Here is a 14,104-nt window from a genome sequence, read left to right as displayed (position 1 = left end):
AAATAGTTGTTAGCTAAGAATGTATTCCAAGGTTTTATCCAACGCCCCTCGGTTCTGCTCAACTACTTGATAAGCCGCTAAGCCTTTAGTTTTGCGCAGCTCTGATTGTTTGAACAGTCGTTGGAGTTGGCCTGCGATATCTTGGCTATCTTGACAAATAACCACGGCATTGGCTTCCAGTAGCTTGTCGGTGATCTCGCTAAAATTAAAGTAGCTAGGGCCATTCAGTAAGGGTAGCTGTAGAGCTGCTGGTTCTAGAAGATTGTGGCCACCTACCTTATCGCCTACAAGGCTTCCTCCCATAAAACACACATCAGCACCACCGAGTAAGGTCAACATTTCTCCCATCGTATCAGCAATATACACTTCAACATCAGAGGCGATAGGTTGTTGACTTGTTCGAGTGATGGTGTTGAATTCTTGCTGTTTAGCCAGTTCCGTCACTTGGCTGAATCGTTCAGGGTGACGAGGTACAATCATCAATAACGCTCTTGGGTTGTCTTTTAGAAGTTGCTTATGAGCATCTAAAACAATTTCATCTTCACCTTGGTGGGTACTCGCAGCAATCCAGACATCACGATTAAAGCCGACTTGATCCCTCAAAGCTTTACCTTTTTCTACTTGTTCAGAAGAGACTTCAATATCAAACTTGATTGAGCCTGTCACATGCACCGATGCTTTATCTAACCCTAATCGTATAAAACGCTCAGCATCACTTGGGTATTGGCAGAGTACTTGAGAAAGGTTTTTCGCTAGAAGGTTAAAGACGGATTGGAATTTAGCATAGCGCTGGCACGAGCGCTCAGATAGGCGAGCGTTGAGTACTGAAATAGGAATCCCAGCTTTCGCGACGTAATGTAACGTGTTTGGCCAAAGCTCTGTTTCCATAATCAACATTTGCTTTGGTTTTACTGATTTAAGGAAGCCTCGTACACACCAAGAAAAATCAATCGGCATGTAGCGATGTTCGACCAAATCACCCAGCTTGTCTATTTGCTCAGCACCTGTGCTGGTTGTCGTGGTAACAATGATGGCTTGATTTGGTTCTCTCTGCTTCAATTGCTTGATAATAGGTATCGCAGCAATAGATTCACCCACCGACACCGCATGAATCCAGATAGGGCTTTTACTTTGAACTTGCGGTGTGATACCGAAATGCTCTTTCCAGCGCTTGCCGAAACTTGGTTTGCCGGGTTTGCTCTTATAAAGCCCATAGAGGAGTAGTGGAGAGGCCAATGACAATATAAGAGTGTATATAAGTCGTATAAGCATAAGAACAGTGACACCAGAGGGTAAAATCAGTAATCAGAAGAGTATTTTCTTCAATCTCGAAAGTAAAGAGCGTTATAATTAAATGCTTAGTTGCGCTTTCAAACGGACATGGTGAATTTTATCTCATCGCTTATGCAAACCGATCAAACCTATCGTTTCTTGCTCTACGTCGAGCAAAATTATTCATTTGCTATTCTTCGCCCATTCTATGATTACGCGAAGCAACTCGGCCATGAGGTTAAGTGGTTGCTTGTTGGTGAAGACGCTTCTGAACATCTTTTACTGGATCAAGAGCAGAGCGTCTCTTTGACAGAAGCTATTGCCTTTAGTCCTTCTGCCGTTCTAGTGCCCGGTGATCGTGTTCCAGCGTTTATTCCAGGGTTGAAGGTACAAGTATTTCATGGTTTGAACGAGAGCAAACGTGGGAACTTATACCCTGAACGTGGTCTATTTGATTTGTATTGCACCGAAGGCCATGAAAGAACAAGCTCGCTTGAGCCGCTAGCTAAGCAGCGCGGCTATTTTCAAGTAAAAGAGACCGGGTGGCTGAAGCTCGATAGCTTGTTTAATTACCAAGCCAGTGACAAGCATTTTGAAAGACCGCAAATTCTATTTGCTTCCACTTTTTCGCCAAGCTTATCCTGTGCCGAATTGGTTTATGAAGAGCTTAAGCGCTTAAGCAAACTGAGCCAGTGGCAATGGTTAGTCACACTGCACCCTAAAATGAAGCTAGAGACACGAGAGAAATACCAAGCGTTGGAAGGTGACAACCTTCTGTTCTTCGACAATGATCGAGTGATTGAGATGCAGCATCGTGCTGATGTGATGGTATGTGACAACTCATCGATTTTTCAGGAGTTTTTGTTGCTCAATAAGCCTGTTGTTACGGTCAATAATCGAGACCCTCAAACGAGCTTCATTAATATAACCCAAGCGGAACAGTTAGAATCAGCAATTCAACAAGCGATGCTGCCTGATGAAGCAAGAGATAAAGCCATTGCTAATTATGGTCCGTCGATAACGCCATATTTGGATGGACAATCTTCAGCTAGAGTTCTGGATGCTATTACCGAAGTGTTAGAAAGCGGTTGGCAAGATAACAAGCCAAAAAATTGGATTCGTAACTTTAAGATCCGTAAATCATTAAACTATTGGAAATTCTAGGGCTGAATAATGAGAAAACATACCCTGTCTGTCATTGTTATTACCAAGAATGAAGAAGACCGCATTGAAACTTGCCTTAAATCTGTCGTTGATATTGCCGATGAGCTGATCGTTTTAGACAGTGGTTCAACAGACGCAACTGTTGAGATATGCCAAAAATACACAGACAACGTGACGATTACAGACTGGCCGGGCTTTGGTAAACAAAAGCAACGAGCGTTAGATAAAGCGACATGTGATTGGGTGTTATCAATCGATGCTGATGAAGCGTTAGATGAAGAGATGGGTAATGCTCTAGTTGAACTATTAAAACAAGATCAAATCAAACACACTGCGTATAAACTTCCTTGGGGAGTAACTTTGTATGGCACGACTCTAAAACATGGCCGCAGTGCTCGTGCAGTGTTAAGACTGTTTAAGAGAGAAGGTTCTCGATATACGTTGGATGAGGTTCACGAGACTGTCGTTCCGGAGCAAGGCTCTACAGGAATATTGAAGGGGTTTCTTCTTCATTACACCCATCGCGATTATGGTCATGGCCTAGATAAAGCATCGCAGTATGCTTGGCTTGGTTCCCAAAAATACTACCGTAAAGGCAAGAAATCACACGGGCTATTCCTAGCTCTACTAAGGGCGATATGGACGTTCTTCCTTGTGTATATTATCCGTCGTGGTTTTATGGATGGTAGTGTCGGTTTCATTATGGCGATGACCTACGCCCAAGTGAATTTCAATAAATATGTCGGTTTGTGGATTCTTGAAAATCGCTCAGAAGACCGTTCAACAGACCAAGCTAAATAGGGACCGATAGATGAAGATTTTAGTTTGTGCATCTTACTTACATGCATGGAATAGTTTGCGTCCAGAAGCTGCGATTTTTATCGAACTAGCTCGTCAAGGGCATCAAGTGACGATAATGACTCAGGGAGAATCTGAGCACGTATCGAAGCTAGAAGAGCATGGTATCCGAGTAGTAGATGGCTATCCGAAACGTAAAATTTGTTTTGACACCATTAAAAAGATTCGCCACGAGCTGAAAACTCATGATTACGACATCTGCTATGCTTTTAACTCAAAGACGATACCTAATGCGGCGTTTGCGTGTATTGGCTTCAACGTTAAATTAGTCGTTTATCGAGGTACTACTGGCGGACTTTATCGACATGACCCTAGTGCTTATTTAACGCAACTTCACCCTCGTGTAGATGGCATAGTTTGTGTTTCAGAAGCGGTTCGACAAGATGTGGTGAAGCGCGTTTGGAAGAACAAAGATAACGTTGTTACCATATACAAAGGGCATGAATTGGATTGGTATAAAGTACCACCAACTGAGCGCTCTGAGTTTGGATTGAATGAAGATGATGTAGTCGCGATTACTGCAGCGCATGTAAGGCCAAGTAAGGGTATTTCTGTTTTACTTGAGGCGACCAAATACATTACAGCACCGAACTTCCACTTAATCTTAGCGGGTAGTGGCTATGAGCCTCACTTTGATGAGATGAAAGCGAGCCCTATGAGTGAGCGAATTCACTACATCGGCCATCGTACTGACATCCCTTCAATTATGTGTATGGCAGATTTTCAAGTTCAGCCATCGATCAGCGGAGAAGGGCTACCGCGTACCATTGTTGAAGCAATGGCAAATGGCACAACTTCTGTTGTTACTACCACAGGTGGAGCTCCTGAACTCGTTGTAGATGGCGAGACGGGTTATATTGTCCCAACTGGTGACGCTAAAGCGTTGGGCGATGCTATGGACAAGCTCGCGCGCGATAAAGATAAGTGCACAGCTATGAGTGAAGCAGCCAAAGAGCGCTTAGATGAAAGCTTTAGTTCACGAGTAACAGTGAAGAAGCATTTGGAATTTTTTGATAGATTGTTGAGTAAATAATGATGAACCTGTATTTGTGTTCTACATTACGACACTTTCTATTTGCTTTATTGAAATCATTAAATGAGATAGAGCAGAAAAGTAGAATCATAGTTGTTACGGATCAACAGGGACTTGATCCTGAAAGCTTCGATTTGTCTATCTTACCCAGTACCATTACCGTGAAGTTTATTGAGAGAAAAAAACTTCTTGAAGAAATATATAGTGGTGGTATGGGAATTATTCATAAATGCTTTGCTGTTGCTAATTATCAAAATGATTTTTTCAAAAAGAGAACCGATAATAAGCTATATGAAAGTGAAATATTAAGTGAGCCATTCACAACCGAAAATACTCGTTTGTTTTTATTTAATGATCGTAACCGCCTTTCAAGACTAATACGTTTAGCTTTCCCCTTTTATGAAGTTATAGAAGACGGGTTGTCGAATTATACAGGCACTGAGCTAAGTTTCACTGACCGTTTTTTTTGTAATAAAAAAGGTCGACGTTATATTGGAGATGATAGACGCTGTAAATTTATCCATTTACTAACCCCTGAATTGGCTCCTAGTAAAATTGCAAGCAAAGTACAACGTATAGACTTCATCGTTCCTAATAACGTCAACACATTCTTGTATTCAATTTTTAAGTTGGATAATTCAAACGTAGTGATCCCTGATGTAATCATTGCAACTCAACCTATTTCTATCTCTGGCATGAACGAGTCAGGAAAGGATATAGACATTTATCGTAAGATGGCGGAGTACCTTGAAGATCAAAACTGTACATATGCTTTTAAAGTACACCCTAGAGAAAATGAAGATAAGTATAAAAGTGCGTTTCCAGATTCAAAGTTTATAAAAAGCAAAGTCCCATTGGAGTTGTTGGTGTTTGGTTCTACAAGCTCACCAGTAGTCCTATCGGTGTACTCTAGTGCTGGCATGGGATTTGAAGGTTTTTGCCGTAGAATGACTTTGATAGCGGATGATGAAGCTGAGATTCAGGCTGAGATTTATAATAAATGGAAAGAAAGTCTTTTAGACTTAAATAAACGCTTAGAGGCAATGTTTTGATGAAAAAAATGGTTTTTGTGATATCAGCTTTGCGGGGAGGTGGAGCAGAGAAGTTTGTTCTTAACCTTTATAAGGCGATGGAAAAATATCAAGACTATGAGTGTCATATTGTCTCTATAGAAAAAGCTGTTGAACACGATATTGCAGGGTATAGAGTACACTTCGTTAGTGATTTTTGTAACGTATCTAAAAAGGGTTTAAGACGTCTTTCATATAAGAAAAATGTGGCAAAATCCATAGATGCATATGTCACTAAGAAAATCTCAAAAGATGCATTGGTACTGAGTAACATGTTACTTGCTGACAAAATAATGTCTGAAAGTACTTTAAAAACTCATCATGTGATACATAGCTCATATTCTTCTGCGTTTTTAAGAGGCAAGAGTTGGATTAAAAAGAAACAAATACAAAGAAAAATCAATACTACGTATAAAAATCATCCGTTGATCTTTGTTTCCGAAGCTTCAAAATGTGAGTATGAATCATCATTTGAGTCTAAATTTTCAAATACTGTTATTTATAACCCAACAGAGTTAGCAGAACTTAAAGATTTAGCTGATGAACCTGTTGATGTGGATAGTTTAGGTGACTATCTTGTTCACATTGGACGATTCAATCGAGCTAAGCGACATGACCGTTTAATTGATGCATTCTCAAAAATGACTAACACATCAGTCAAGCTTGTCTTACTTGGAAATGGTGGCCTGTTAGAGAAAGCTCAGCAACAAGTTAAAGCCCTAGGTCTTGAAGAACGTGTTATTTTTAAAGGTTTTTTAGCGAACCCATACCCTTATTTAAAGCATTCTAAAGGCTTAGTGCTGACCTCTGATTTCGAGGGTTTGCCTACGGTATTAATAGAGGCAATAGCCCTTGAAAAGCCGTTACTTACTACAAATTGTTCGGGTGGTATCTATGAAATAGTTGGTGATAATCAATCCGTAATTTCGGCAGAAAGTGACTTACCCATGCATATGGAAAAAATTCTAGCTGACAAGCAATGTTATACCGTTCCATTTGATAATAAATTTTCGGCTATGTGTATAGCTAACGCTTATCACCAGCTAAACGTATCCTAGAATCGATGACTTGCAAGTTGTATTGCTTTCTTGGGGGAAGGGGCTTAATACCTCTTTCACTTATCTAAACTTGTTTTTAAGTTTGAATAGGTATTTTTGGTGAGTATAGAGCTTTCCCCAGAAGTTTTTATGCTTGGATTTTAGAAATACTATACCTTTATTACTTTTCCAAGAATGTTGATACCAGTGAGTCATGTAGCGAGGTGTATGACTATTTATATCTAATAGTTTCTTTCCATCATATGCATAAAAATAAGCTTGTTCATACAATCGACATGGTTCCAATTCTTGGAAACCATCGTGAGTTAACTTGTAGGATAAAACCTTAGGTCCCATATATAGTGAAGATGACATTATTTCGTTTTCATAGAAATGAACAAGTTTCGCCAATATTTTTGAGTTTTTATTGGCGTAAATTATTGCATTTCCAAGAAATTTATCACTTTCCCACCCAGCGGAAAAAGACAAATCATCAAATAGTGGGAAGGGATCTTTGGTAATTGTTACGTCTGTATCTAAATAGAGACCACCTTCCAAAGACAATATTTTTAGGCGTAAGTAATCGGTGACGAAAGCATAGAGTTTTCTCTTATAGCATTCTCGAGCAAAATCACAGCCATCTATCAAGTCGATTATTACAGGGTTATCATCTAACCAAAGTTTATAAGTAAATCCCTGTTTTTCCCAATCATCGATACATGCATTAGAGAAACTATTTGGAGTTCCTCCCAACCAGATCGCGTGAATTGTTCTATTTTGCTTCATTTTCAACCTCACCTTTGAATTTGTAACTATATAATATCCCGAGAGTTAGTGTATGAATTAAAACTCCACTTTTTACAAAAATATATGACTCAAAAATGTTTATAACACCCAACAATGAGTATAGGCATACAGCAAGAATTAGTACTTCCTTCCCGCCATTATTTTTCACAACACTGAAAACATAAAAATATAAATAGCCTATCAATAATATACCAAGTAAACCATAGGACGCTACAATCTCCATGTAGCTATTATGAAGATGTCTAAATTTTTTCTTTTTATATATTTTCTTGTGATCAGAATGTTCTAATATGTATTTATTTGCATTATTTCCTAGACCAAAAATCGGGTTGTATAGGGATTGTTTAACAGTATCTATCCAGAAATGAAAGCGGAAGCCTACAGGTGTGTAAGGTATATTCTCAGAGAGATGATCTAATTTTTTAACCATGTTTTCTCTTAAACTTAAACGCTCGAGTAGTTCTTGCTCTTGGTTCAAGTCTTCTACTTTCTTCGTTAAAGGTAACTTAGGTTTAGCTGTTATAGGGCGTGACTTTTCATTATTAACTTCAACATTATGTTCATATTTTTTTTGAAAGACTTCAGCTTCGGATTTTACTCGGGGCATGGAAGAGTAAATAAAGCTACCAATTGTTAACACAGTAATTGAAACAGTAAAAGCTAAGTTCTTTTTACTATTTTTACCGCCGTAATAGATTAAAATTGAAAATGGTATTACTAATGCGACATAAGCTGAACGAGACTGAGTTCCCATCAATAGAAAAATGACTATTGCTGAAAGTATTAGTAATAATGTCATATATTTTATGTTGGACGCTAACTTTGAAGTCATATACGTAATTATGGCTAAAGACGTAGCAAGAAGAGCTGCTGAATGGTTTGCATTCATGAAATGGTAATCAGTTCTTAAACCACTAATGACCTTTATGAAATCGGCATGAATGTTCTTTGAGTGCAGTAAACACGTAAGTATAGTACCGATAACAAAAGCAAGCATCGTGGCATTTATTTTCTTTTGATTGCCTTTGAGCCATAGTGCAACTGTAAAGAATATAAATAGGTAACCCAACCAAGTAAGTGATAACTCATTGGGATAAGTAGGGTCTAAGAGGTGTAAGTTATACCAACTGATCGTTTGTAAGAGAATTGATAACAAGAAAAGCTGTACTACACGGCACTTTAAAATATTGACCTTATGTAGGTATAAAGCACCTAAAGTTCCTAGATATAGTAGAGCTTGAAAGACATCACCAAGATAACGATAAGATGTTTTAAACATGAAGTACCCCAAAATACTTATAAGCATAATTAGGCTAAACAAGTTGTTGTTTTTTTGTGACAAATTCAAGGTGATAATTACTTATAAGGGTTGGTATGGGTTTCAGGGCGAGTCTTAAGCAGTCTTAAGATCCACATATATTGCTCTGGGTTTTTGCTCACGTAATTTTCAATACATTGGTTCATCATACGTGCGTCCTCTTCTTCGCTTCCTGTTGGGAAGGGTAGAGCAGGGTAGAAGTCCAAGGCGTATTGGCCTGTACTGCTATCGTATTGAGCAAACAAGGGCACAATTTTAGCTTTACTTAGTTTTGATAGGCGACCAAGGCCTGAGATAGTTGCTTTTTGAGTCGCGAAAAAGTCAACGAAGACACTGTGCTCACGGCCAAGATCTTCATCAGGGAGGTAGTAACCCAGGTACCCATCACGTACCGACTTGATGAAAGGTTTGATACCACCGCTGCGATCATAAACACGACCGCCGTATTGCACGCGTTGTCGGTGCATTAGCCAGTCACTGAGTTTGTTTTTTTGTGCTTTCGCCATCGCAGATACAGGTAAATTGCGTGAAGCTAATAATACCGCTGGGATATCGATAGCCCATGTGTGTGGCACCAGCAAGATCACATTCTCGCCACTGTCTGTAATATCGGTTAGATTGCTCAGGCCGTTTATCGAAGTATTATTCTCTAGCCAAGTTTTACTCTTGAGTGTCAGTGAAGCAAATCCCATCAAAAATGAGATGGAAGTAACGTATGACTGATAGAGAGTTTCTTCGCGCTCTTCGATAGATTGCTCAGGGAAACACATCTCAAGATTCACTCGAGCCCGGCGGTTAGCCTTATTCTTAATTTTTACAGCTTGCTTAGCCATAAACTTAGCTAATGCTAAACGAATGCTATTAGGTAAGAAGCAGACTAAAGACGATAACAAAACAGCAATCCAAGTTCCCCAGTATTTAGGTGCTAGAAAACCCCATTCAAACTCAGGATTGTAAGCTTTTGGATCAAAATCATTGCGTTGTGTGGTCATTCATTCACTACATTATTTAAATCAGAGAGTTAACTTAATATCGGTCACTCTGGGAATGATTATATTCGTTAGACATTCCCAATAATACACGCTAAAAGTAGGGTGTATTATTGGTCCTAATCTGAAATATACCGTTAAGCGTTTACGATCTTCATGTACTCAGCAACGCCATCGGCTACTGCTTTAAACTCGATATCGCAACCTGTACCGCGAAGCTTCGTTAGGTCTGCTTGAGTGAATTCTTGGTAAGCACCTTTTAAATGCTCAGGGAAAGGAATCGTTTCGATTTCGCCTTTACCATGGTGCTTGATAACTGCCTTGGCGACTTCTTCAAACGACTCAGCATTGCCAGTACCTAGATTAAAGAGGCCAGATACCCCATTTTCTAAGAACCACAAGTTTACAGCCGCAACATCACCTACATACACAAAATCACGCTTAAAGGTTTCGCTACCTGCGAACAATTTCGGGTTTTCACCGGAATTCATTTGGTTGTTTAGGTGGAAAGCGACAGAGGCCATGCTGCCTTTGTGTTGCTCGCGTGGACCATAAACATTGAAGTAACGAAACCCTACGATTTGCGAAAGCGTTTCGTTGTGTGCTGCTGCATCCGCGGTTAAGCGGCGAACGTAGTTATCAAATTGTTGTTTTGAATAGCCGTAGACATTCAATGCACCTTCGTACTCTCGTTCTTCAATGAAAGTGTCGGTTTCACCATAAGTTGCAGCTGAAGAGGCATACAAGAAAGGAATTTCACGTTCAACACAGTAATGAAGTAGCTCTTTTGAGTATTCATAGTTGTTGAGCATCATGTATTTGCCATCCCACTCAGTGGTAGCAGAGCATGCTCCTTCATGGAAAACAGCTTCAATATGACCAAAATCATCACCGGCCATGACTTGAGTTAGGAAGTCATCACGATCCATGTAATCCGTGATGTCTAGGTCTACAAGGTTCTTAAATTTCTTACCATCTTTTAAGTTGTCGACGACTAGAATATCGTTGTGGCCCGCTTCATTAAGCGCCTTAACAATATTGCTGCCAATCATGCCAGCACCACCAGTTACGATAATCATAATTTCTAACTCTTTTGAATACAAAACTGTCACGAGTATAGCAAGGAATGGATAAAGCGGGCTAGTGGAATAATTCCCCAACCAGAGTATGATACGGCAAGCTAAGTTATAAATTATGTTGAGTTAATTACTCAAAACTATAGGTATTATCATGAAGATTGCAGTAGCCGGTACTGGGTATGTGGGTCTATCAAACGCAATGCTGTTAGCACAACATCATGAAGTAGTCGCGGTAGATATCATCGATGAAAAAGTGACAATGCTGAATAATAAGCAGTCACCGATTGTAGATAATGAGATTGAGCACTTTCTATCAAATAAGGCGCTGAATTTCAGGGCGACAACAGATAAAGCGGCTTACAAAGATGCTGAGTTTGTCATCATTGCTACACCAACCGATTATGATCCAAAAAATAATTACTTTGATACCAGCTCTGTAGAATCGGTCATTAAAGACGTCATGGATATCAATCCAAATGCTGTCATGGTTATCAAATCAACGGTCCCTGTTGGTTATACTGAGCGTGTTAAGCAAGAACTGAACTGTGAAAACGTTATGTTCTCACCTGAGTTTTTACGAGAAGGCAAAGCCCTGTACGATAACCTACACCCATCACGTATTATCGTTGGTGAGTGCTCTGAACGCGCTAAAGTGTTTGCGAATCTGCTGGTTGAAGGCGCAGAAAAAGAGAGTATCGATGTTTTGTTTACTAACTCAACGGAAGCCGAAGCAGTAAAACTGTTCTCAAATACCTACTTAGCGATGCGTGTTTCTTATTTCAATGAGCTCGATTCTTACGCGGAAGCGCATGGCTTGGATTCTCGTCAGATCATAGAAGGTGTTGGCTTAGACCCTCGTATCGGCAATCATTACAACAACCCTTCATTTGGTTACGGTGGTTACTGCTTACCAAAAGACACCAAGCAACTATTAGCAAACTATCAAGATGTACCAAACAACATTGTGGGTGCGATTGTTGATGCAAACCGTACCCGAAAAGACTTCATTGCGGATTCAATTATTAAGCGCTCGCCTAAAATTGTCGGTATTTATCGTTTGATCATGAAGGCGGGCTCTGACAATTTCCGTGCTTCTTCCATCCAAGGGATCATGAAGCGTTTAAAAGCCAAAGGCATCGAAGTCGTCGTGTATGAACCGGTATTGGAAGAAGAGCATTTCTTTAACTCGAAGGTTTATTCTGACCTAGAAGAGTTCAAAGCTGTATCGGATGTGATTGTATCTAACAGAATGGTAGAAGAAATCGCAGACGTTGCAGATAAGGTGTACACACGAGATCTGTTTGGCAGTGATTGATTCGGCTCTATTTTAGCTAATGCTAATTAGACCAGATGTTAACAGCTCGATCTATCCGTTTAGTGGCGATATACTGAACCCCTAAACGGATAGGGATACTAATAACTAATGAAAACACGTGACAAGATTGTTTACGCTGCTCTAGAGCTTTTTAATGAGCACGGTGAGCGTAGTATTACGACCAATCATATTGCTGAGCATATCGAGATTAGCCCTGGTAACCTCTACTACCATTTCCGCAACAAGCAAGAAATTGTCCGTGACATCTTTACTCTCTATTCGACAGAGTTACTTGAAAGGTTCACACCGATTCAAGGCCAACAAGAAAGCCTGACGTTACTAAAGACTTACTTAGATTCTATCTTCACGTTGATGTGGAAGTACCGATTCTTCTATGCGAACTTACCTGAAATATTGTCACGTGATGAAAAACTCCACCTTGATTACATGGCCGTACAAGAAAAGCTGCAAACGAATCTTGTCGATATCATGCGAGCCTTCGTTGAGTTGAACCTGCTCAAAGCAACGGATACGGAAATGAAATCGATGGTCACTTCTCTTCACTTGATCGCATCGGGTTGGTTGGCGTATCAGTCTGCGATGTCTCCAAAAGCCCAAATTACCGAGCAAGTCGTTCATCAAGGAATGCTGCAGATGATAGCGACCGTTAAACCAATTGCGACCGCGCAAGGTTTTGAACAGCTGACATTATTAGAAGATGGTGTAAGGGCGTTGAACTCAAATTAGAAAGATACGAGTAATGAAGATCGGGAAAGAGCAGATTCGAGTAGCGAGATACGAGTAAACGAAAAACAGGGTAGAGCGACGACGAGGCTAGCGTTTTTCATGTCACGTTTTACTCTAACCTTGTATCGGCTTTTAAGCTCTTCGCATCTCGGTTGTTTGAATCCCGCATCTGCTCTTACCTAACCAACCAACTCTTTGGATTCTGAGCTTGGCTGTTTCTGCGGATTTCAAAGTACAGTGATGGGCGGGTTTGACCACCGGTGTCACCTGCAAGCGCGATGGCTTCGCCTGCTTTTACTTTGTCACCTTCCTTCTTCAGTAGTGCTTGATTAAAGCCATAAAGCGTCATATCGCCTTTACCATGATCGAGAAGAACCACTAAACCATAACCTCGCAGATACTCTGCAAATACCACCGTGCCAGAGTAAACCGATTTTACCTGCTGACCGTACTTGGCGTTGATAACCATGCCTTTCCAGTTAATTTGACCCGTTTGGCGTGAGCCGTAGTTATGCAGAACTTTGTCTTTGATTGGCCAAGGCAGTTTACCTTTGCGTTTGGCTAACCCATCCATAGGCACTGCGTTGCGTCTTTCTCTAGCAGCTTTCTCTGCTTTGGCAATTTCTGCCTTGAGGCGAGTCTCATTGCGCTGAAGTTCTGTTAAGTAATTTTTGTCGCCAGAAATACTCTTCTTAATACTACCGACGGTTTTCTTACGTTGTGTTTGAGTCTGAGACAACTTGTCACGCTTGGTGGTTTGCTGTTTTAGCAGTATTGCTATCTGTTCTTGCTCGAGTTGACGCTGTTTATGGCTCTCTTCTAGTTCAAGTTGCGTCTGTTCAATCGTGTTGATTGTTGCGGAGCGAGCTTTGGCAAGGTGTTGGTAGTAATGACTGATGCGATCTTCTTCCACACCTGTGTTGAGGATGTGAGAAGAAGCTTTAGCTCGACTTGTCATGTAGTAGGTCTGAATCAGTTGCTCTAACTTATCGGTATGGACTTTTTTCTGAGCCGTAAGCGCTTTAATCTTGGTGTCTAAGTTAGCAATATTTGCATTAGCCGTATTGAGCTGCTTTTTACTGTCTAGAATCGCTTTTTCAAGCGAAGCGATGGATAGCTCTTGTTTCTTGAGGCTTGCTTGCAAGCTGTCGAGTTTTTTCTGCTGTGAGGAAAGATTTTTTTGTTGGCGAGATATTTCGCTCGATACGCCTTTCAGTTCCCCCTGAGAGGCGGCAAATGACGATGTAGCTAGAAAAGCAGCGCAAAGGCTGGCAGATATCAAAAGAGTCCGGCTAATGGCTCGAATTTGTTTCATCATTATCGTCATTTAGTTGTATTCATCTGCTCTTAATTTTTCGAATTCCGCTGAATCGAATCCATACCTGCTTTTAAGCTTTTCGTATCTCGGTTACTCG

General features: G+C 40.4%; 13 protein-coding genes. 7 read left to right on the top strand and 6 right to left on the bottom strand.

From position 1 onward, the window contains the following. Positions 1 to 9: 9 nt before the first annotated feature. Positions 10 to 1,272, bottom strand: a complete 1,263-nt coding sequence (gene waaA, locus AB4154_RS12245; protein ID WP_372123166.1) for a lipid IV(A) 3-deoxy-D-manno-octulosonic acid transferase — start codon at positions 1,270 to 1,272, stop codon at positions 10 to 12. A 132-nt stretch (positions 1,273 to 1,404) separates the two neighbouring features. Between waaA and AB4154_RS12240 the strand changes: the two genes are divergently transcribed. Genes AB4154_RS12240 through AB4154_RS12220 form a run of 5 tightly spaced genes read left to right on the top strand, consistent with a single transcriptional unit; the run spans position 1,405 to position 6,455 of the window. Continuing rightward, on the top strand, positions 1,405 to 2,436 hold the full coding sequence (locus AB4154_RS12240) for a UDP-N-acetylglucosamine 2-epimerase (protein ID WP_372123164.1): 1,032 nt from the start codon (positions 1,405 to 1,407) through the stop codon (positions 2,434 to 2,436). Positions 2,437 to 2,445: 9 nt separating this feature from the next. Further along, positions 2,446 to 3,237, top strand: coding sequence for a glycosyltransferase family 2 protein (locus AB4154_RS12235; RefSeq protein ID WP_136974377.1), 792 nt, complete (start codon positions 2,446 to 2,448; stop codon positions 3,235 to 3,237). Positions 3,238 to 3,247: 10 nt separating this feature from the next. Continuing rightward, positions 3,248 to 4,327, top strand: coding sequence for a glycosyltransferase family 4 protein (locus AB4154_RS12230; RefSeq protein ID WP_136974376.1), 1,080 nt, complete (start codon positions 3,248 to 3,250; stop codon positions 4,325 to 4,327). Next, complete coding sequence (locus tag AB4154_RS12225; protein ID WP_240698154.1) at positions 4,327 to 5,379, top strand: glycosyltransferase family 52; 1,053 nt, start codon at positions 4,327 to 4,329, stop codon at positions 5,377 to 5,379. Before AB4154_RS12230 ends, AB4154_RS12225 begins: the two co-directional genes overlap by 1 nt. Continuing rightward, positions 5,379 to 6,455, top strand: coding sequence for a glycosyltransferase (locus AB4154_RS12220; protein ID WP_240798931.1), 1,077 nt, complete (start codon positions 5,379 to 5,381; stop codon positions 6,453 to 6,455). The genes AB4154_RS12225 and AB4154_RS12220 overlap by 1 nt, the downstream gene beginning before the upstream one ends. A 60-nt stretch (positions 6,456 to 6,515) precedes the next feature. Here AB4154_RS12220 and AB4154_RS12215 read toward each other — a convergent pair whose 3' ends face one another. The 4 genes from AB4154_RS12215 to rfaD all read right to left on the bottom strand — a co-directional run bounded on the left by AB4154_RS12215 (position 6,516) and on the right by rfaD (position 10,627). Next, positions 6,516 to 7,220, bottom strand: coding sequence for a glycosyltransferase family 32 protein (locus tag AB4154_RS12215; RefSeq protein WP_136974374.1), 705 nt, complete (start codon positions 7,218 to 7,220; stop codon positions 6,516 to 6,518). After that, complete coding sequence (locus AB4154_RS12210) at positions 7,207 to 8,520, bottom strand: O-antigen ligase (RefSeq protein WP_240798930.1); 1,314 nt, start codon at positions 8,518 to 8,520, stop codon at positions 7,207 to 7,209. Before AB4154_RS12210 ends, AB4154_RS12215 begins: the two co-directional genes overlap by 14 nt. A 77-nt stretch (positions 8,521 to 8,597) precedes the next feature. After that, complete coding sequence (lpxM, locus tag AB4154_RS12205) at positions 8,598 to 9,551, bottom strand: lauroyl-Kdo(2)-lipid IV(A) myristoyltransferase (protein ID WP_136974372.1); 954 nt, start codon at positions 9,549 to 9,551, stop codon at positions 8,598 to 8,600. 134 nt (positions 9,552 to 9,685) lie between these two features. Next, entirely contained in the window at positions 9,686 to 10,627 is a 942-nt protein-coding gene (rfaD, locus tag AB4154_RS12200) for an ADP-glyceromanno-heptose 6-epimerase (protein WP_371725388.1), read from the bottom strand. Positions 10,628 to 10,778: 151 nt separating this feature from the next. Between rfaD and AB4154_RS12195 the strand changes: the two genes are divergently transcribed. Beyond that, complete coding sequence (locus tag AB4154_RS12195; protein ID WP_136974371.1) at positions 10,779 to 11,942, top strand: nucleotide sugar dehydrogenase; 1,164 nt, start codon at positions 10,779 to 10,781, stop codon at positions 11,940 to 11,942. A gap of 108 nt (positions 11,943 to 12,050) precedes the next feature. After that, positions 12,051 to 12,689, top strand: coding sequence for a TetR/AcrR family transcriptional regulator (locus AB4154_RS12190; protein ID WP_136974370.1), 639 nt, complete (start codon positions 12,051 to 12,053; stop codon positions 12,687 to 12,689). Positions 12,690 to 12,864: 175 nt separating this feature from the next. Here AB4154_RS12190 and AB4154_RS12185 read toward each other — a convergent pair whose 3' ends face one another. Next, complete coding sequence (locus AB4154_RS12185) at positions 12,865 to 14,016, bottom strand: murein hydrolase activator EnvC (RefSeq protein WP_372123159.1); 1,152 nt, start codon at positions 14,014 to 14,016, stop codon at positions 12,865 to 12,867. Positions 14,017 to 14,104 lie beyond the last annotated feature (88 nt).

Source organism: Vibrio sp. 10N.286.51.B11, assembly GCF_041469245.1.
Taxonomy (GTDB): Bacteria; Pseudomonadota; Gammaproteobacteria; order Enterobacterales; family Vibrionaceae; genus Vibrio; species Vibrio crassostreae_C.
This window is presented reverse-complemented; position numbering and strand designations above follow the sequence as displayed.